General features: G+C 58.6%; 23 protein-coding genes. All 23 read left to right on the forward strand.

Annotated elements, in window-relative coordinates; all coding sequences use genetic code 11:
* The first annotated feature begins 38 nt into the window (after positions 1-38).
* The 23 genes from JFT63_RS01505 to JFT63_RS01615 all read left to right on the forward strand — a co-directional run bounded on the left by JFT63_RS01505 (position 39) and on the right by JFT63_RS01615 (position 16,126).
* Positions 39-371 carry a phage holin, lambda family gene (locus JFT63_RS01505; protein WP_198843277.1) on the forward strand — a complete coding sequence of 111 codons (333 nt, stop codon included), beginning with the start codon at positions 39-41 and terminating at the stop codon, positions 369-371.
* A complete protein-coding gene (locus JFT63_RS01510) occupies positions 371-697 on the forward strand; it encodes an HNH endonuclease (protein WP_198843278.1) in 327 nt (108 codons plus the stop codon). The genes JFT63_RS01505 and JFT63_RS01510 overlap by 1 nt, the downstream gene beginning before the upstream one ends.
* 139 nt (positions 698-836) lie before the next feature.
* Entirely contained in the window at positions 837-1,295 is a 459-nt protein-coding gene (locus tag JFT63_RS01515; RefSeq protein WP_233102184.1) for a phage terminase small subunit P27 family, read from the forward strand.
* Positions 1,249-3,045 carry a terminase large subunit gene (locus tag JFT63_RS01520; protein ID WP_233102185.1) on the forward strand — a complete coding sequence of 599 codons (1,797 nt, stop codon included), beginning with the start codon at positions 1,249-1,251 and terminating at the stop codon, positions 3,043-3,045. Before JFT63_RS01515 ends, JFT63_RS01520 begins: the two co-directional genes overlap by 47 nt.
* A complete protein-coding gene (locus JFT63_RS01525) occupies positions 3,042-3,233 on the forward strand; it encodes a hypothetical protein (protein WP_060772826.1) in 192 nt (63 codons plus the stop codon). The genes JFT63_RS01520 and JFT63_RS01525 overlap by 4 nt, the downstream gene beginning before the upstream one ends.
* Positions 3,233-4,444 carry a phage portal protein gene (locus JFT63_RS01530; protein ID WP_198843279.1) on the forward strand — a complete coding sequence of 404 codons (1,212 nt, stop codon included), beginning with the start codon at positions 3,233-3,235 and terminating at the stop codon, positions 4,442-4,444. The genes JFT63_RS01525 and JFT63_RS01530 overlap by 1 nt, the downstream gene beginning before the upstream one ends.
* Entirely contained in the window at positions 4,422-5,075 is a 654-nt protein-coding gene (locus tag JFT63_RS01535) for an HK97 family phage prohead protease (RefSeq protein WP_198843280.1), read from the forward strand. The genes JFT63_RS01530 and JFT63_RS01535 overlap by 23 nt, the downstream gene beginning before the upstream one ends.
* 10 nt (positions 5,076-5,085) lie before the next feature.
* On the forward strand, positions 5,086-6,291 hold the full coding sequence (locus JFT63_RS01540) for a phage major capsid protein (protein ID WP_198843281.1): 1,206 nt from the start codon (positions 5,086-5,088) through the stop codon (positions 6,289-6,291).
* Between the two features lie 41 nt (positions 6,292-6,332).
* Positions 6,333-6,746, forward strand: coding sequence for a HeH/LEM domain-containing protein (locus JFT63_RS01545; protein WP_198843490.1), 414 nt, complete (start codon positions 6,333-6,335; stop codon positions 6,744-6,746).
* Entirely contained in the window at positions 6,739-7,056 is a 318-nt protein-coding gene (locus tag JFT63_RS29860) for a head-tail connector protein (protein ID WP_198843282.1), read from the forward strand. Before JFT63_RS01545 ends, JFT63_RS29860 begins: the two co-directional genes overlap by 8 nt.
* Entirely contained in the window at positions 7,053-7,385 is a 333-nt protein-coding gene (locus JFT63_RS01555; protein ID WP_198843283.1) for a head-tail adaptor protein, read from the forward strand. Before JFT63_RS29860 ends, JFT63_RS01555 begins: the two co-directional genes overlap by 4 nt.
* A gap of 9 nt (positions 7,386-7,394) precedes the next feature.
* Positions 7,395-7,565, forward strand: a complete 171-nt coding sequence (locus JFT63_RS01560; protein WP_187432756.1) for a hypothetical protein — start codon at positions 7,395-7,397, stop codon at positions 7,563-7,565.
* A gap of 3 nt (positions 7,566-7,568) precedes the next feature.
* Complete coding sequence (locus JFT63_RS01565) at positions 7,569-8,072, forward strand: HK97-gp10 family putative phage morphogenesis protein (protein ID WP_148852437.1); 504 nt, start codon at positions 7,569-7,571, stop codon at positions 8,070-8,072.
* Positions 8,065-8,451 (forward strand): DUF3168 domain-containing protein, encoded by a 387-nt coding sequence (locus JFT63_RS01570; RefSeq protein WP_198843284.1) that lies wholly within the window; start codon positions 8,065-8,067, stop codon positions 8,449-8,451. Before JFT63_RS01565 ends, JFT63_RS01570 begins: the two co-directional genes overlap by 8 nt.
* A gap of 55 nt (positions 8,452-8,506) precedes the next feature.
* On the forward strand, positions 8,507-9,007 hold the full coding sequence (locus JFT63_RS01575; RefSeq protein WP_148852435.1) for a hypothetical protein: 501 nt from the start codon (positions 8,507-8,509) through the stop codon (positions 9,005-9,007).
* 39 nt (positions 9,008-9,046) lie between these two features.
* Positions 9,047-9,376 (forward strand): hypothetical protein, encoded by a 330-nt coding sequence (locus JFT63_RS01580; RefSeq protein ID WP_198843285.1) that lies wholly within the window; start codon positions 9,047-9,049, stop codon positions 9,374-9,376.
* Between the two features lie 41 nt (positions 9,377-9,417).
* The gene (locus JFT63_RS01585; RefSeq protein ID WP_198843286.1) at positions 9,418-9,627 is read left to right on the forward strand and encodes a hypothetical protein; all 210 of its coding nucleotides are present in this window, start codon (positions 9,418-9,420) and stop codon (positions 9,625-9,627) included.
* 36 nt (positions 9,628-9,663) lie between these two features.
* Positions 9,664-10,167, forward strand: a complete 504-nt coding sequence (locus tag JFT63_RS01590) for a hypothetical protein (protein ID WP_198843287.1) — start codon at positions 9,664-9,666, stop codon at positions 10,165-10,167.
* A gap of 58 nt (positions 10,168-10,225) precedes the next feature.
* Entirely contained in the window at positions 10,226-13,654 is a 3,429-nt protein-coding gene (locus JFT63_RS01595; protein WP_198843288.1) for a tape measure protein, read from the forward strand.
* Positions 13,654-14,004 carry a phage tail protein gene (locus tag JFT63_RS01600; RefSeq protein ID WP_153870929.1) on the forward strand — a complete coding sequence of 117 codons (351 nt, stop codon included), beginning with the start codon at positions 13,654-13,656 and terminating at the stop codon, positions 14,002-14,004. Before JFT63_RS01595 ends, JFT63_RS01600 begins: the two co-directional genes overlap by 1 nt.
* A gap of 48 nt (positions 14,005-14,052) precedes the next feature.
* Positions 14,053-14,757, forward strand: coding sequence for a phage minor tail protein L (locus tag JFT63_RS01605; protein WP_148852430.1), 705 nt, complete (start codon positions 14,053-14,055; stop codon positions 14,755-14,757).
* Between the two features lie 2 nt (positions 14,758-14,759).
* Entirely contained in the window at positions 14,760-15,542 is a 783-nt protein-coding gene (locus JFT63_RS01610) for a C40 family peptidase (protein WP_198843289.1), read from the forward strand.
* Positions 15,539-16,126, forward strand: coding sequence for a tail assembly protein (locus JFT63_RS01615; protein ID WP_198843290.1), 588 nt, complete (start codon positions 15,539-15,541; stop codon positions 16,124-16,126). The genes JFT63_RS01610 and JFT63_RS01615 overlap by 4 nt, the downstream gene beginning before the upstream one ends.
* The last annotated feature ends 30 nt before the right edge of the window (positions 16,127-16,156 follow it).

Consider the following 16,156-nt stretch of genomic DNA (forward strand, 5'->3'; position numbering starts at 1 on the left):
ATTTTTATTCATCACTCCCCTAAAGGGAGGAACCTGAGATGCCGAACATGCCAGATAAGCCAGACACCTGGGCGTTGATGCTTGCGTGGCTGAGCCAGCATTCGCCAATCATCTATGCGGCTCTGCTGTCCTGCGCTATGGCTGTCCTGCGTATCACCTACGGCGGAGGTACGCGGCGCCAGATGTTGGTGGAGGGCGCGATCTGCGGCGGCCTGACGCTAACCATCATCAGCGGTCTGGACTTCTTCGGGTTGCCTCAGAGCATGGCCACCTTCGCAGGTGGCTGGGTTGGCTTCCTGGGTGTCGAGAAGATCCGAAACATCGCGGATCGGGTCACTGACTTCAAGCTGCCCAGCCGTAAGGTGGAGTGATGGCTAGCACGTCTGCCTGGCACCACCTCTACAAGACGAAGGAATGGTACCGGCTCAGATGGAGCCAGCTCCAGGCAGAGCCGCTGTGCCGCCGCTGCGCTTCACAGGGCCGCGTGGTAGCCGCCAACATCGCTGACCACATCAAGCCACACCGTGGTGACGTGACGCTGTTCTTTGACGCGATGAACCTGCAAAGCCTCTGCAAGCTTTGCCATGACAGCGCGAAGCAGCGAGAGGAGAAGTCGGGCGTAGTGGTCGGGTGTGACGTCAATGGGCTGCCCATCGATCCGAACCATCACTGGAATCGTTCGAAGTCTCGGAAATGAGAATGGTTTTCACGATCCTTGCGTCGTTCTGGTGTGGCACGCCATTGCCCCTAGGGGGAGGGTCAAAAGTTCGGGAATCCGCTGTATAGGACCGCCCTCGACCCTCTTTACGCATAAAGCCAGAATTGGAGAGTTTTTTTTGAAGGGAAGAACCCCCGCCCCGACGACCCAGAAAAGGGTCACCGGCACATTGCGTGCCAGTCGGGAAAATAAGCGGGAGCCTCAGCTCGCGGTCGCATCGTACCAGTCGGCGCCCGCATCGATGACAGCCGAAGGTAAGGCAGTGTGGAAAATATTCTGCCCGCTCGCTGCATCGATGGGCGTACTCACTGAGGCCGATCTGCAAACGCTTGAGCGTCTATGCGAGGTCGCCGCCGAGGTTCGCCGCTTGACCAAAGTTATTTCCGAAGAGGGCCATACCTATTCGACCGATGCCGGGCTGATAAAAGCGCACCCGGCCGTCGCGATGGCGGCTGACGCCGACCGCCGGTTGCTCTCTTACCTTACCCATTTCGGCATGACACCCGCCGCCCGATCCAAGGTCCAGGCCATTGGCGAACCTCCAAGCAAAGACCCGGAAGACGAGTTCTTCAATTGAGGTCAAGAAGGTTTCCTATGCGGTCGACCCAGTAACGGCCTGGGCTCAAGAGGTTTACTCCGGCAAGGTGCTGGCCGGTCCCGATATTCGAAACGCCTGCGGTCGCCATTTGCGAGACCTGGAAGACGGGCCGAAGCGCGGGCTTACCTGGGATCTCGACAAAGCCAACCGGGCGATCCGATATTTCAAGACCGTGCTCAAACTCAACGGTGGCGAGCACGAAGGCCTGCCGTTCGTTCTTCTGCCCTGGCAGGCGTTCATCGTCGGATCGATCTTTGGCTGGATGGCCCCGGATGGGTTCCGTCGTTTCCGTACCGTGTACATCGAGTCGGGTAAGGGCTCCGGCAAGTCGCCTCTGGCGGCTGGCATAGGCCTCTATTGCCTGACCTCTGACAATGAGCCGCGGGCTGAGGTGTATGCCGCAGCGACGAAGCGTGACCAGGCAATGATCCTGTTCCGCGATGCGGTGGCGATGGTTGATCAGTCGCCCACGCTGAAGAAGAAAATCAAGAAGTCGGGCCGCGATGAGAAGGTCTGGAACCTGGCCTACCTGGCAACCGGTTCGTTCTTCCGCCCGATCAGTTCCGACGATGGGCAGTCTGGCCCGCGGCCCCACTGCGCACTGATCGACGAAGTTCACGAACACAAGAACAACAAGACCGTCGAGTTCATGCGGGCTGGCACCAAAGGTCGCCGCCAGGCGCTGATCCTGATGATCACCAACAGCGGTCACGATCGTAACTCGGTCTGCTACAGCTATCACCAACTCGGTGTGAACGTCTGTGAGGCCGGCGCCAAGGGCGTGACAAAACGGCACCGCCACTTCAACGACGGTTTCTTCTCGTTTATCTGCTCCTTGGATAAGGGCGATGACCCGTTCAAGGATGAGAAGTGCTGGGGCAAGGCCAACCCATCGCTGGGCCATACGTTCCAGCCGAAGTATCTGCGGGAGCAGGTCACTGACGCGAAGGGGATGCCGGCGAAGGCGAGCACTGTTCGCCGCCTGAACTTCTGTCAGTGGGTGGATGCGGCAAACCCATGGGTTGATATCGATACCTGGCTGTCTTGCTGCGCGAAGTTTGACCCCGAGAAACTGGCCGGTCAGATCTGCTATGGGGGGCTCGACCTTTCAGGCAAGCGAGACCTCACCGCGTTAAATCTGTACTTCCCCGAGCAGGGCAAATCAATTGCTGAGTTCTGGACGCCCAAGGACACGCTACTCGACCGCGCTGCGATTGATGGCGTGCCGTATGACATCTGGCTTGAGGATGGCCACATCCACGCGCCGCCAGGGAAGGCGATCAACTATGCCTTCGTCGCAAAGCGTCTGGGCGAACTGGCTGCGAAATACGAAATAAAGGCGTTGGCCTTTGACCCGTATCACATGACCTACCTGGAAGTTGAGCTTGAGGCTCAGGGCATCGAGTTGAACCTGGTACCCCACGGCCAAGGCTTCCGCCCGGCGCGCGAGTCGAATCTCTGGATGACTCATTCCATTGACCTGGTGGAGGACTTGATCCTCACCGGCCAGATTCAGGTTCTGGCAAACCCATGCCTTACCTGGAACGTCGCTTCCGCTGTGATGGAGGCCGACGCCCAGGAGAACAGGATCTTTTCTAAGCGCAAGAAGACGGGCCGTATCGACGGCGCTGTCGCCATGGCTATGGCTGTGGGGGCTGCAAACGCGACAGAAAAGGTTGCCGAAAGTCTTTCTGATCACATCACAAAACACGGAATTCGAACCCTATGACCGAAGAAATCAAGCAGCCAAAGCTGGAGGCGCTGAAAGAGGCCTTGCCCGATCTCGTCGGCGTGCTTGGCCTGGCCTTGCTGACTCGAGGGTTGTGGGTGTGGATGGGTGAGCCTTTGGCATTGACTGTATGTGGGGCGCTACTGATCACCCTGTCTGTGTACTCAATCGTGCGAGGTGGACGCTGATGCTTCGTTCACTTCTTGGGAGGAAAAACGACACACAGGTCATTGATACGCCGGAGAAGCTTGCCCAGGCGCTGGGCGCTGGCTATGAAAGCAATGCCGGCCAACGGGTAACAACCACCAGCGCTATGCAGCAACTTGTTGTATTCAACTGCGTGCGGGTGCTGGCCGAGTCGATGGGGATGCTGCCTTGTAGGCTTTTGAAGCAAACGGGCCGCGTCCGATTGCCTGCTACAGGGCACCGGCTCTACCCCCTGATCACCATGGCTCCCAACAGCTACATGACCGCCCAGGAGTTCTGGGAGATGTTGGTGGCGTGCCTTTGTCTTCGCGGTAATTTCTACGCCTATAAGGTGAAGGCGCTGGGCAACGTGGTTGAGCTTCTACCGCTCAACCCGGACATCGCTACGCCAAAGCTCAAGGATGACTGGACAGTTGAATATAAGGTCAATTTCAAATCGGGCGTTCAAACGCTAACCCAGGATGAGATTTGGCATGTTCGTTTGTTCACGCTGGATGGGCTCAACGGGCTGAATCCGATTGCCTATGCGCGTCAGGCGCTGGGGCTGGGCCAGGCGATGGACGCTCACGCCGCCAAGCTGTTCACCAACGGCGCCGTAACTAGTGGTGTCCTGCGGACCGAGCAACAGCTTACAGACGAGGCGTTCGGTCGACTGAAAGAGGATTTCCAGGGACAACACATGGGGGTGGCAAACGCCTACAAGCCCATGATCCTGGAGATGGGGTTGGACTGGAAGCCGATCAGCCTCAATGCCCAAGACACCCAGTTCATCGAATCCAAGAAGCTAACCGAGGCGCAGATCTGTGGCTTGTTTCGCGTGCCACCGCACCTGGTGGCCAGCATGGAAAAGATGACGCTTAACAACATTGAGCATATGGGCATGAGCTTCGTGAACTACTCGCTGGTTCCGATCATGACCCGCATTGAGCATCGCATTCAGGTCGGACTGCTCAACGAGAAAGATCGCCTAACTCACTACGCCAAGTTCAATGCCGGCGCCCTGATGCGCGGCGACCTGAAGGGGCGGTACGAGTCTTACGGCAAGGGCATCCAGTGGGGGATTTTGAGCCCCAACGACTGTCGAGAACTGGAAGACGAAAACCCCCGCGAAGGCGGCGACATATACCTCACCCCAATGAATATGACCACCAACCCAGAGGCTGCCGACGATGCAGACAAAACAGCGTCTTGATCTGCCGCTGACCATTAAATCAGTCAGCGACAGCGGTGAGTTCGAAGGCTATGGCTCGGTGTTCGGAGTCGAAGACAGCTACGGCGACGTGGTAATTCGCGGCGCATTCGCAGCCAGTTTGGCCAAATGGAAAGAGAAGGGGCGTCTCCCGGCGATGCTCTGGCAGCACAACATGAGCGAGCCGATCGGCATCTACACCGAGATGCGCGAGGACGACGTTGGCCTGTACGTCAAAGGTCAGTTACTCGTTGATGCGGACCCGCTGGCCAAGCGAGCCCACGGCCATATGAAGGCCGGCAGCCTGACCGGCATGTCCATCGGCTACATGCTCGATGACTACGAATACGACAAGGAAAAGGGCGTCTGGATCTTGAAGGCAATCGACCTGTGGGAAGTATCCCTGGTCACCTTTCCGGCGAACGACGAGGCCCGTATTACTGATGTGAAATCTCTGCTGGCTCGCGGCGAAACACCGCCGCCCAGCAAAGTGGAGCGAGCCCTTCGAGAGGTTGGGTTTTCTGGCTCACAAGCCAAGGCCTTTATGGCTAAGGGCTACGGCGCAGTGTCACCGCGAGAGGCGGATGCCGACGATGCAATGCAATCCCTCAAATCACTATTGACCCGCATTTAAGGAGCCTCTCATGGCTGTTGAAAAGAAAGATATCGATGACGTCGCTGAAGCCCTGGGCAAGAAGTTCGACGAATTCAAAAAGACCAATGACAAACGCATTGATGGCCTGGAAGAAGAAAAGGGCAAGCTGTCCGGACAGGTCGACACCCTCAATGAAAAGTTGAGCGAACTGGATGAGCTGAAAAGCAATCTGGAAAAAGAGCTGCTGGCCCTCAAGCGTCCAGACGGTACCGGCACCAAAGCTGCCAGCGAGCACAAGGCTGCTTTCATGCAGTTCGTGCGCAAGGGTATCGAAACCGGCCTTGGCGAACTGCAGGCCAAGGCATTGCAAGTAGGCGTTGATGCCGATGGCGGTTTCGCGGTTCCTGAAGAGCTGGATCGCAGCATCATTGAGCTGCTGCGCGATACGTCTCCGATGCGCCAAGTGTGCAACCAAATCACCGTTGGCAGCCCGGACTACAAGCGCCTGGTAAACCTCGGCGGTAACGGTGCTGGCTGGGTTGGTGAAACCGATCCGCGCCCAGCTACCAATACTCCGAAGCTGGGTAACATCTCTGCCTTTATGGGTGAGCTGTACGCCAACCCACAAGCGACTCAGACCAGCCTTGACGACATCTTCTTCGATGCCGAGGGCTGGCTGAATGGCGAGGTTGCCCGCGACTTCGCCGAGAAAGAAGGGAATGCCTTCCTGGTGGGCGATGGCGTTAACAAACCCAAAGGTCTGCTGGCTTACGGTCTGGATTTGAAGGCCGACGACGAACGTGCGTTCGGTGTTCTGCAAAAGCTCGTATCTGGCACCGCTGGCGCGATCACTGGCGACAGCCTGATCAACCTGATTCACGCCCTCAAGGCAGGCTACCGCGCTAACGGCACCTGGATGATGGGCAACCTGACCGTTGCTTATGTCCGCAAGCTGAAGGACAGCGAGGGCAACTACCTGTGGCGCCCAGGCCTGGAAGCGGGCGCTCCTTCGGTCCTTCTGGGCTACGGCATCACCGAAAACGAAGACATGCCGGATGTCGCCGCCGATGCCAATGCCATTGCATTTGGCGACTTCAAGCGGGCTTACACTGTTGTCGACCGTATCGGCACCCGCGTGCTGCGCGACCCCTACACCAACAAGCCGTTTGTTGGCTTCTACACCACCAAGCGCGTCGGCGGCATGCTGGTCGACTCCCAGGCCGTGAAGATTCTCACCCTGAGCGCCGCTGCCTAAATCGGCGGGCGCCTACGGGCGCCCAGCCTACCGGAGGATTTATGCCGATTATTCTTGTGAAGAAGCCGTTCCCATTCTCTGCGGACGGCAACCATGTGGTTGAGGTTCCTGCTGGCGAGCAGGAAGTCTCGGATCGGTGCGCGCTGGTGGCGGTCGAGCACCTGGGGGTGGCGTCTTACCCCAATCAACTGGACGCCAATGGTCTGAAACTGGACGGCCCGACCATTGCTGATTTTTTAGCAGCCGGCTACCTGGCAGTGAATTACCCGCCCGAGGGTTACGCATCGCGCAGCTCTCAGGAAGAAATCGACGCTGCGATCGATGCGCAGAAAGAAACCGATCCGCTCAAGATGAAGGTTGCCGATCTTAAGGCCTGGCTCGCTGGTAAAGGGATCGAGTTCGATCCATCTGCCAACAAAGAGGCACTTCAGGCGCTGGTGCCAAAGAGTGATTGATCTTCCCATCGTCAAGGCTCACTTAAAGGTCGACCATGACGATGAGGATGCGTTGATTCAGGGCTACACGGATGCAGCCTTCAGCGCGTTTGAGACCTGGACCAATCGCACGCTAGTCGATCCTGAGACGGCTTTGCCAGATCCAGTCGGCAATGCGCTGTTGATGACCAAGGCGATTAAGCAAGGAGCGCTATTGCTGATCGGGCACTGGTATAGCAGTCGCGAGACGGTGGTGATCGGAACGATCACTGCGGAACTGCCAATGGCAACGAATGCCCTCTGGAAGCCGCATCGCTGGGTGAATATATGAGAGCAGGTCCAATGCGTCACCGCTGCACTATGCAGAAGCCAGAGCGAGCGCCAAACGGTTCTGGAGGTTTCACCGTCACCTGGCCCGAGGTAGGCAAGCTGTGGGCAGAGATCACGATGCCCACCGGCCGGGTTGCTCCGGTTGCTGAGAAGCTCACCAGGGTCGTAACCGCCGAGATCCGCATCCGCCCGCGGGTGGACGCGATCGCCGGTAATCGCCTGGTGCACGTTTCGAAAGGGGTCAGCACCACTTACCTGATCGAGGCGGCGCTGGTCGACAACGAGAACACTATGCTCCGGTTGCTGTGTTCGAACGTACCCAATCCATAGAGGTGAATCATGAAAGTAATTGCCCTGGGAACCCTTTCCGGCGCCACAGGCGATCGGGAGAAAGGTGAAGACTTTGTGGTCGACGCCAAGCTTGGCGCTGACCTGGTGGCGCGCGGCCTGGTAGAGGAAGTGTCTGTTCCCGCCCCAGCTGCTGAAAAGGCCGCCAAGGCCAAGGAGTAGGCCATGGCTGCGCGCCGCTCGCGCATGTCCGGCGACTTCAAACTGCGGCGGACGCTACGCAACATCCACGCGACCATGGATAACGAGCTGGCGCCGGTGATGCGCGACAGTGCTGAACGTATTCTTTCCACCATGAAGACCCTTATCCCGAAAGACACGGGTGCGGCTGCTGCTGCTCTGAAGGTGTTTGTGTCCAAAAGCGGGCTTGATGCGCAGATCGGCATCCGTGGGAAGAAGGACAGCAACCGGTTTTTCTACCTGAAGTTCGTTGAATACGGCACCAAGGGATATTCAGGCACCAAGCGGTCTGGCGGGAGAAACCGGCGGTCGACCAACAAAAGCGATGGTGCCGACTTCTTCGGCAAATATCCGGATATCCCGGCACGCCCGGCACATCCATGGCTTCGGCCCGCGAAGGACGTGAACCGGGAATATGTAATCGCCAACATCCAGGCCGCAATAAGTCGGACACTCAGCAAGGCAAGCAAGGGGCTATCCAATGGCTGATCCATCTGTTGCGCTGCAGGAGGCGCTGTTCACCAGGCTTGCGGCTGAGGTTTCATGCCCAATCTACGATGGTGCCCCCTTGGATTCTCCAATGCCTTACGTCTCTATTGACCGGGAGATATCCGTCAACGCCTCGCCCATCTCGGGCAGGAAGCGCGAGCAGCGCCTGGTCTACCTGTCGGTCTGGTCAGATGCCCACGGCCAGGCCGAGGTAAAACGCATCCTCGGCGAGGTTGTGGCCGCCCTGGACGAGCGCCGCTTGCCGATGACAGTCGGACGCGCTGTGTCGGTCAGGGTCGAGCAAGCAGACGCCCAGCGCGAGCCTGACGGCGTCACGTATCAAGGATCGCTCACGGTCCGCGTTATTACCACCCACTAAACCCAACACCCGGCCGCACCGCGGCTTTATCCAATGTGCCCTTGGAGGAACCCCCATGGCCGAAGACAACCTCAATACAGCCGCCGGCTGCCGGATCGGTATCGGCAGCAAGAACGGCGCGGACACTGAAGCGCTCTACAAGGCGGACACCTATGTCGATATTGGCGAGGTGGAAGACCTGGGCGAGTTTGGCGACACGTTCAGCTCTGTGACCTTCACGTCGTTGCGCGATGGCCGCGTGCGCAAATACAAGGGCACCGCTGACGCCGGCGACCTGACCCTGGCTGTCGGCCTGGACAACGGCGACCTGGGCCAGGCCAAGCTGAAGATCGCTCACCGGGATCGCAGCAAGGGCGATTACAACATCAAGATCACCTTGAACGATGGCGATCCAGATGCCGCCCCGGCCGTGCTGCCGACCACGTTCTACCTGCGCGGCAAGGTGATGAACAACACCGTCGCCGCCGGCGCTGCTGACAACGTGGTTCGCCGCAACGTCACCATCGGCATCAACTCCGATATCCTGGAAATCCTCCCGGCGCCCGTCACCCCTTAAACATAGGGGCTCCGGCCCCGAACCCAAAGGATTCGCCACATGAGCAAAACCCTTTACGGAACCGTCGACATCAAGCTTGGCGACGAGACCTATACCCTGACACCCACGCTCGGCGCCGTGCGTGCGATTGAGGCCCACTTCGGCGGCCTGCGTGGTGCGTCCCAGGCCATCAATGCATTGAGCATCGACGGTTGCGCCGTGATCATCGCCGGCGGCGCTGGCTTGAATGGCAAGGCGGCCGAGGCCGTGGCTGAGCAGGTGTGGCAGGCGGGCGTGCTGGATGTGTCCGTGCAGCTGAACGCCTACCTGGTGGCGCTGTACAACCCGAAAGGCCCCGATGCGGGAAAGGAAAAGCCGGCGGCGGCGTAAGTGCTGTCGAGGACGGCAGCTACGTCGACCGGCTTTACGCGGTGGCCACGGGCTGGCTCGGTTGGCCCCCTGATATGGCTTGGCGCACGCCGATGCCTGAACTGTTCCTGGCCATGGACGCCAAGATCGAATGGGCGCAGATGACCAACCCGTTCGGCACCGGCAAGACAAAAACCAAGGCCGAGAAGCCTTCGCCGTCGACCGTGGCGGATAAGCTGCGCCAGGCGCTTACGGGACGCCAGGTGAGTTAGCTTGATATAGTTTTGGATTTCCTAGGAGGAAATCTGATGAGAATGTATGCAGTGATGGTGCTCGCTATTTTCGTAATGGGCTGCGAGAAAGAAAAGGATCAGGATGTGCTTGCCGGGTTGCCATACTGGAAGTGGACTCACTTTGAAAGCAAAGATGAACTCACCGATGCGATTTCTAGATCCTCTGTTCTTAATTCAGGCCCGATTTCGGATGGTAACGCCGCTCCGGTCGAGATGCACTTCAGGTGTTCTGCGGGTAAAATGGACTTCTACCTAAGCTGGAATCGGCGTATAGATCCAAATTCATTGGTCGATACCAGAGTAGATAGCGATTCACATGAGCCGAACAAGTGGGGATCGTCAGGAGATAGAACGTCATCCTTTTATCCTTTTTTGACTTCCGCCTTTCTCGATAGATTGGCAGCCAGCAAGTCTTATGTCGCCAGGACTTCAACATCATCCGGTGAGATCACCGCTAAGTTTGATACGTCTCAAGTTTTGAAGGAAACGCAGAAACTTCGCGCCGACTGCAAGATTTAGATCACCTACCAACATTTAAAGCCGCCTCCTGGCGGTTTTTTGCTTTCTGGAGAAAAACATGGCCGACACTGACGTACAGGGGATGCTTGTTCGCATTGAGGCGACCACCGCCCAGTTGCGTCAGGAAATGGCGCGAGCCGACTCCAGCGTAGGTCAGGCATCAGGAAAGATTGATAAGAGCCTTGGGCGTATCGACACTGCTTTTGATCGTGCGGGGGAGCGGGCGCTTCACGCATCCGGGCTGATCAAGAGCGCATTGGCCGGAGCTATTGGCGCGGTCGGTATCGGGAAGATCATTGAGGCGGCCGACTCATACGGGCAGATGTCCGACCGTATCGGCATGGCCACATCCAGCGTTGGTGAATACGATCTAGTTCAGCAGCGCTTACTGGATACCGCCAAGCGCACGTATCGCCCACTTGCTGAAGCACAAGAACTCTACATCCGGACCTCTGGCAGCCTGAAGTCCATGGGCTATAACACCAGCCAGGCGCTGGATGTTATGGACAGCTTCAGTTTCCTGTTGGTGACCAACTCGGCATCCGCTGACAGAGCTAAATCGGCGATTGATGGTTATTCAAAGGCCTTGCAAACGGGGAAGGTCGATGCTGATGGTTGGCAGGCAATGCTTGCCGCAATGCCTTCTATTGTCGAGACCGTAGCTAAAGCCACCGGCAAGACCGCCGAAGAAATTCGGGCGCTTGGTGCCGAGGGTAAGCTTGGTCTCGATGTGCTTACCAAAGGCTTGCAGAACACCGCCGAGGCCAATGGAAAGCTCGCCGACAGCATGACAGTCGCTGTCCGTGATGCTCTGCAAAACTTGACCAACGCTTTCGATGTTTATGTCGGTCGTCTGGACGAGAGCACCAGTTTTACTGGCGCTCTAGGGAAGGCTATCGGCGCGGTTGGCGACAACTTCTCTACCTTGGCGGATGTATCGATCATCGCTGCCGTGGCTGCGCTTTCTCGATACGGTGCAATGGCTGCCTCATCGGGTGCGACGGCTGCTTATTCGGCGCTCAAAGATGTGGCGGCAAGAAAAACCCAAGCGACGTCGGTTTTGCTGGTCGCGCAGGCAGAGCTACAGAAGGCCCAAACATCTGTTTTCCTAGCCGAGAAGGAGGCCATTGCGGCTCGCGGTACAGCAGTTCAGACGCAGATGTCGCTTCAGCTTGCAGAGGCTCGAATGGTCGAGGCTCGCGCGACCAATGCTGTGGCTGTCGCGCAGGTCGGCGTGAGCCGTGCTGGTGTTGGTCTCATCGGGATGATGGGCGGCCCCTTGGGTATTGCAGCTTTAGCAATTGGTGCCGCTACAGCATTCCTAACATTGCGAGACAACACGAGCGTCCTTGAAGAAAAACTTGGCGATTTGTCAAAGCCGATTACTGAGCTGATCAAGAAGTTCAACGAGCTTGGACGTGCAACCCAGTCTGTAACACTTCGCGAGCTGAGGTCTCAAGTCGAGGATCTGCAATCAGATCTTGGGCAAATGTCCGGAGCAATTGCCGATAAGTTTGAAAGCGACTTGCGCGGAATGGGTGCGGCCGGTGCCGACGGCCTCATGGCGGGGCTTGCCCCGTTGCCGGCTGAAGCTCAGAAAGCACTGGATCTGGTTCGCAAAGCCTCGAAAGAACAGTCGTCGGGTATAACGGTTGACTGGCAAGCGGTGGCCGACCAGTTGCGCCTTATTCCTGGCGTCACAGAGGCAATGGCCCAGTCCATAGAGCAGAGTGAGAAGTCTGTTTCGAAGCTGTCTGGCGAGCTGGTTAAGCAGAAGGAAGTCATTGCAGCCCTTACGGGCGAGACGGATGCCAATACCAAGGCCCAGCGTGAGAACGCATCAGCGAAGGCAAGCGCTGCTCAGGATGGGAAAAAGTATCTTGACCAGCTCCTGAAGGAGCTTGCTTCTGCCCAAGACAAGACAAGTCTCGCGGCCGCGAATCGATATATCGCCGAGCACAAGTTGCTTACAGAGGCTGATATTGTCGCGATCCGTTCAGCTGCTGCAGCAAAGGACGCGCAAAAAGAGGCCGATGAGGCTGCCACCAAGGCCACGCGGAAGAATGCCAGCGAAGGACAGTCCGCCGCTAAGCAACAGCTAAAGTCGTTCGATACCGCCGAGGAAGGCTATAAGCGCCAGATCGAGCTGATCAACACCACTGGCGACAAGCAGAAAGACGCGACCGAGGTGATGAAGCTTTCCTTTGAGCTGCAAGAGGGGAAGCTCGGCAAGCTGAGCGAGGCTCAAAAGAAAAAGCTTATGGGCATGGCTGCCGAGCTGGATGCGCTGAACAAGCTGAAGAAAGCCAACGAGGACGATCTAAAGCTGACGGCGTTTAGGAATGCCCAGGGCGTCGGTACTCAAACCATGAAAGATGGGTTTGACCAGGAGCTGAAAGGCGTAGGAATGGGCGATAAAGCCCGGGACCGTATGCGCGCTGATTTGGCGCTTCAGCAAAAGTACGCTGCCGATGTCGCCAGCCTCAACGAACAGTTGCAGGCGAAAAGCATTGATAAGTCGCTTTACGATCAAGAAACGACTGTCCTCGAGGAGGCGCTGGCCGAGCGGATCGTTGCGCAAGAGCTGTATTACCAGGCTGTCGATGAGCAACAAGCCAACTGGATGAACGGCGTCAATGAGGCGTGGGCGAACTACGCCGACGCCGCCCGTGATTATTCGGCCCAGGCCGCAGACTTCACCAACACGGCTTTGAGCGAAGCCACCAGTGGGCTGGGCACGTTCTTCTCTGACGTGGCCAGCGGCGCCGAGGATGCCGACGACGCTCTCGGCGACATGGTCGGCAACTTCGCCAAGTCGATGCTCAAGACGCTGGGTGACATGGCGGCGCAATGGTTGATCTACCAGGGCGTACAGTTGCTTGTGGGCAAGACCACTCAGGCGAGCGCTGCCGGAACTTTGGGTGCCAATGCGCAAGCCATGTCCCTGACGGCAGGCCTTAACGCCTATGCCGCCACTGCGGGCATTCCCATCATTGGCCCTGCGGCCGCGCCGGCGGCAATGGCCACTGCCATGGCTGTTACCGGGCCTTTGGCTTCGGCTGTTGGTATGACTGCGCTTGCTGGTATGGCGCACGACGGTATCGACTCGGTGCCAGAGGACGGGAGTTGGTTCCTGCAAAAGGGCGAGCGGGTCACCACTGCTCAAACCAGTGCGAAGCTTGATGCAATGCTGTCTAGGATCGACAACAGCCTGAGCGGCGCGCAGCCCGAAGCGCGCATAGGTGTCGGTAGCCTGGAGTCGGCTGGCAATGGCCGTGCTGCACTGGTGGGTTCTTCAACTGATTCGTCGCCGAGCGGACCTTCACAAATCATCTTCAGCGCACCCGTCACTGTTCAGGCCCAGCCGGGCATGAGCAGCCAGGAGGCGCAGATGCAGGGTGATTCCATCGGATCGGCACTGGAGGCTCGTATGGGTAAGTTCCTGGATGCAGAGATGCGGCAGGGCGGCCGGCTGTGGAGGCGTTGATGGCTGAGACATTTACGTTTGACGTTGAGGTCGGCGCCGACGGTGACGTCAGCCAGCGGACTTGGGAGAACGAGTTCGGGGACGGCATGGTTCAGGCCGGGGGCATTGGCATCAACACCAAGAGCCAGGTGTGGAACCTGGTGCACACCGGTGAGGATCTGCCGGGCGAGGAGTTGCCCGAGTTGCTAGCGTTCCTGGATCGGCACGAAGGCTACAAGGCCTTTCGATATGCGCCGCCAGGCGAGCCGGAAGGCTGGTACCGGGCGAACGGCTACAAAAAGAAGGCGCTCGGCGAGGAAATCTACACCGTCACCTTCACCGTTAAGCAGGTGTTCAACCCCCGACCTTAACCGTCACCAAGCCCCGCCAAGTGCGGGATTTCTTGTTTTTGGGGCCCTATGAATTACAACACTGATCTTCAAAAGCTCGAGCCCGGTAACCAGATCAGGCTCTACGAGTTGGACGCTACACGCCTCGGCGCTACGGTCTGGCGCTTCCATGGTCACGCCCATGAGGGTGACATCATCTGGCAGGGGCAGCTCTACTCGCCGCTGCAGATTGAGGCCAAGGGCTTTGACATCCGTGGCGACGGCCGCCCAGCTACGCCAACGCTGCAGGTAGATGATGAGCTCGGCGGCGTGCGCGGTGCGATCACCGCTCTGTGCTTCCAGTTCCGCGACCTGGCTGGCGCCCGGGTCAAAGTGATCGAGACGTTTCGCCACTTCCTGGATGCCGCCAACTTTCCCGACGGCAACCCGGAGGCCAGCGACCAGTCGAAAACGAACCTCTGGTTTATCGAGCAAAAAACCGAGGCGTTGCCCAGCATCTCGGTCACGTTCTCGCTGTCGAGCCCTACTGACATGGAGGGGCAAATGCTACCTGGTCAGCAGATCACCAAGCTCTGCCGGTGGGCCTGCCGTGGCGGCTACCGGCAGGAGGCCTGCGCCTACACAGGGGCCGCGATGTTCGACAAGAAGAACCAACCCACGGACAGCCCCGCGCTCGACCGCTGCGGGGGCTGGTGGAGCAGCTGCAAGATCAGGGGTAACACCCGCCGGTTCGGTGGGTCCATGGGCGCAAGCCTCATCGCAAGTTCGAGGTAGTCATGCGCATCAATCAGAAATTGCAGGACGAGATCCGCGCACACGCCGAGCGCGCTTACCCGGCCGAGGCTTGCGGGGTTTTAATCAAATCTGCCGAGGGCCGCGAGTACGTGCCGTGTGCGAACTTGGCGACTACACCGCGAGAACACTTCCAGATCGATCACAAGGATATGGCCCGCGCCGAAGATCGCGGGGAAGTGCTGGCGATTATCCACAGCCATCCGGATAAAGCACCGGCGCCAAGCATGGCCGACCGGGTCAGCTGCGAACTGCACGAACTGCCCTGGGGCATCGTCGGCTGGCCCGGCGGCGACATCGAGTGGTTCAAGCCGTCCGGCTTCCAGGCGCCGCTGCTGGGCCGCGACTTTTCCCATGGGTTGCTTGATTGTTGGGCAGCTTGTCGGGATTGGTACGCACGCGAGGCCGGCCTGCAGTTACCGAACTTTGAACGTGCCGACTTATGGTGGGAGTGCAAGGACGGCCCGAGCCTCTACGAGGACAACTTTGCAGCCACCGGCTTCTACCAGGTCAACGAGGCAAGGCGCGGCGACATGCTCGTGTTGCAGATCCCTACGCCAGGGCGGGAGTGCTATTTCCCGAACCACGCGGTGATTTATCTGGGTGATGAACCCGCGCTGCTCAGCGAGCCGACACCGAAGCTCGGCGGGTCAGGCCCGTTCATTTACCACCACATGCCCGGCCGCCTGGCTGCCCGTGAAATCTACGGCTGGTCAATGGCCAACCGGGTCAAGCTGATCCTCCGGCACAAGGACTACCGCCCATGACGATGCGCACCATCAAGCTCGGCGGGGTGCTGGGCAAGAAGTTCGGCAAAGAGTATTGCCTTGATCTGAATGGTATTCATGATGCCACCGCAGCGCTGTGCGCTATGAAGCCAGGCTTTGAGAAGTTCATGCGAACCGCGCACGAGCGGGGCCTCGTGTTCGCCGTGTTTGTTGATGAGCGGAACATCAGTGCACAGGAGCTTGAGCTTGTTGGGCGTGCCGAAGGCGACATCCGGATACAGCCGATTATCCAGGGCAGCAAGCAGGCGGGTATGTTTCAGACATTGCTCGGCGTGGTGCTGATCGTGGCCGGCTTGTTCACCGGCGGCACCACCTCGACCCTGGGTATGGGCTTGCTCGCCGCCGGCGCAGCTGTGGGCCTGGGCGGGGTGGTGCAGATGCTTTCCCCAACCACAAAGGCTACTGCCGAAGGGAAGAACGACGACGGCAACAACCCGAGCTACGGCTTCGGCAGTGCGGTAACCACCATTGCCCAGGGCAACCCTTACCCGCTGCTTTACGGTGAGCGTGAGGTGGGCGGCGCCGTCGAATCTGGCGGGGTGTACACGCAAGACAACATCTGATTCAGCTTAAACAATGAACCCGCTCAGGCG

Origin of the sequence: Pseudomonas sp. MF7453, assembly GCF_016405455.1 — a bacterium.
In the GTDB taxonomy this organism is placed as follows: domain Bacteria; phylum Pseudomonadota; class Gammaproteobacteria; order Pseudomonadales; family Pseudomonadaceae; genus Aquipseudomonas; species Aquipseudomonas paralactis.

Bases quoted from the DNA above. Each gene is read 5' to 3' on its own strand.
- JFT63_RS01505 (WP_198843277.1), top strand. From the start codon at position 39: ATGCCGAACATGCCAGATAAGCCAGACACCTGGGCGTTGATGCTTGCG.
- JFT63_RS01510 (WP_198843278.1), top strand. From the start codon at position 371: ATGGCTAGCACGTCTGCCTGGCACCACCTCTACAAGACGAAGGAATGG.
- JFT63_RS01525 (WP_060772826.1), top strand. From the start codon at position 3,042: ATGACCGAAGAAATCAAGCAGCCAAAGCTGGAGGCGCTGAAAGAGGCC.
- JFT63_RS01530 (WP_198843279.1), top strand. From the start codon at position 3,233: ATGCTTCGTTCACTTCTTGGGAGGAAAAACGACACACAGGTCATTGAT.
- JFT63_RS01535 (WP_198843280.1), top strand. From the start codon at position 4,422: ATGCAGACAAAACAGCGTCTTGATCTGCCGCTGACCATTAAATCAGTC.
- JFT63_RS01540 (WP_198843281.1), top strand. From the start codon at position 5,086: ATGGCTGTTGAAAAGAAAGATATCGATGACGTCGCTGAAGCCCTGGGC.
- JFT63_RS01545 (WP_198843490.1), top strand. From the start codon at position 6,333: ATGCCGATTATTCTTGTGAAGAAGCCGTTCCCATTCTCTGCGGACGGC.
- JFT63_RS01555 (WP_198843283.1), top strand. From the start codon at position 7,053: ATGAGAGCAGGTCCAATGCGTCACCGCTGCACTATGCAGAAGCCAGAG.
- JFT63_RS01560 (WP_187432756.1), top strand. From the start codon at position 7,395: ATGAAAGTAATTGCCCTGGGAACCCTTTCCGGCGCCACAGGCGATCGG.
- JFT63_RS01565 (WP_148852437.1), top strand. From the start codon at position 7,569: ATGGCTGCGCGCCGCTCGCGCATGTCCGGCGACTTCAAACTGCGGCGG.
- JFT63_RS01570 (WP_198843284.1), top strand. From the start codon at position 8,065: ATGGCTGATCCATCTGTTGCGCTGCAGGAGGCGCTGTTCACCAGGCTT.
- JFT63_RS01575 (WP_148852435.1), top strand. From the start codon at position 8,507: ATGGCCGAAGACAACCTCAATACAGCCGCCGGCTGCCGGATCGGTATC.
- JFT63_RS01580 (WP_198843285.1), top strand. From the start codon at position 9,047: ATGAGCAAAACCCTTTACGGAACCGTCGACATCAAGCTTGGCGACGAG.
- JFT63_RS01590 (WP_198843287.1), top strand. From the start codon at position 9,664: ATGAGAATGTATGCAGTGATGGTGCTCGCTATTTTCGTAATGGGCTGC.
- JFT63_RS01595 (WP_198843288.1), top strand. From the start codon at position 10,226: ATGGCCGACACTGACGTACAGGGGATGCTTGTTCGCATTGAGGCGACC.
- JFT63_RS01600 (WP_153870929.1), top strand. From the start codon at position 13,654: ATGGCTGAGACATTTACGTTTGACGTTGAGGTCGGCGCCGACGGTGAC.
- JFT63_RS01605 (WP_148852430.1), top strand. From the start codon at position 14,053: ATGAATTACAACACTGATCTTCAAAAGCTCGAGCCCGGTAACCAGATC.
- JFT63_RS01610 (WP_198843289.1), top strand. From the start codon at position 14,760: ATGCGCATCAATCAGAAATTGCAGGACGAGATCCGCGCACACGCCGAG.
- JFT63_RS01615 (WP_198843290.1), top strand. From the start codon at position 15,539: ATGACGATGCGCACCATCAAGCTCGGCGGGGTGCTGGGCAAGAAGTTC.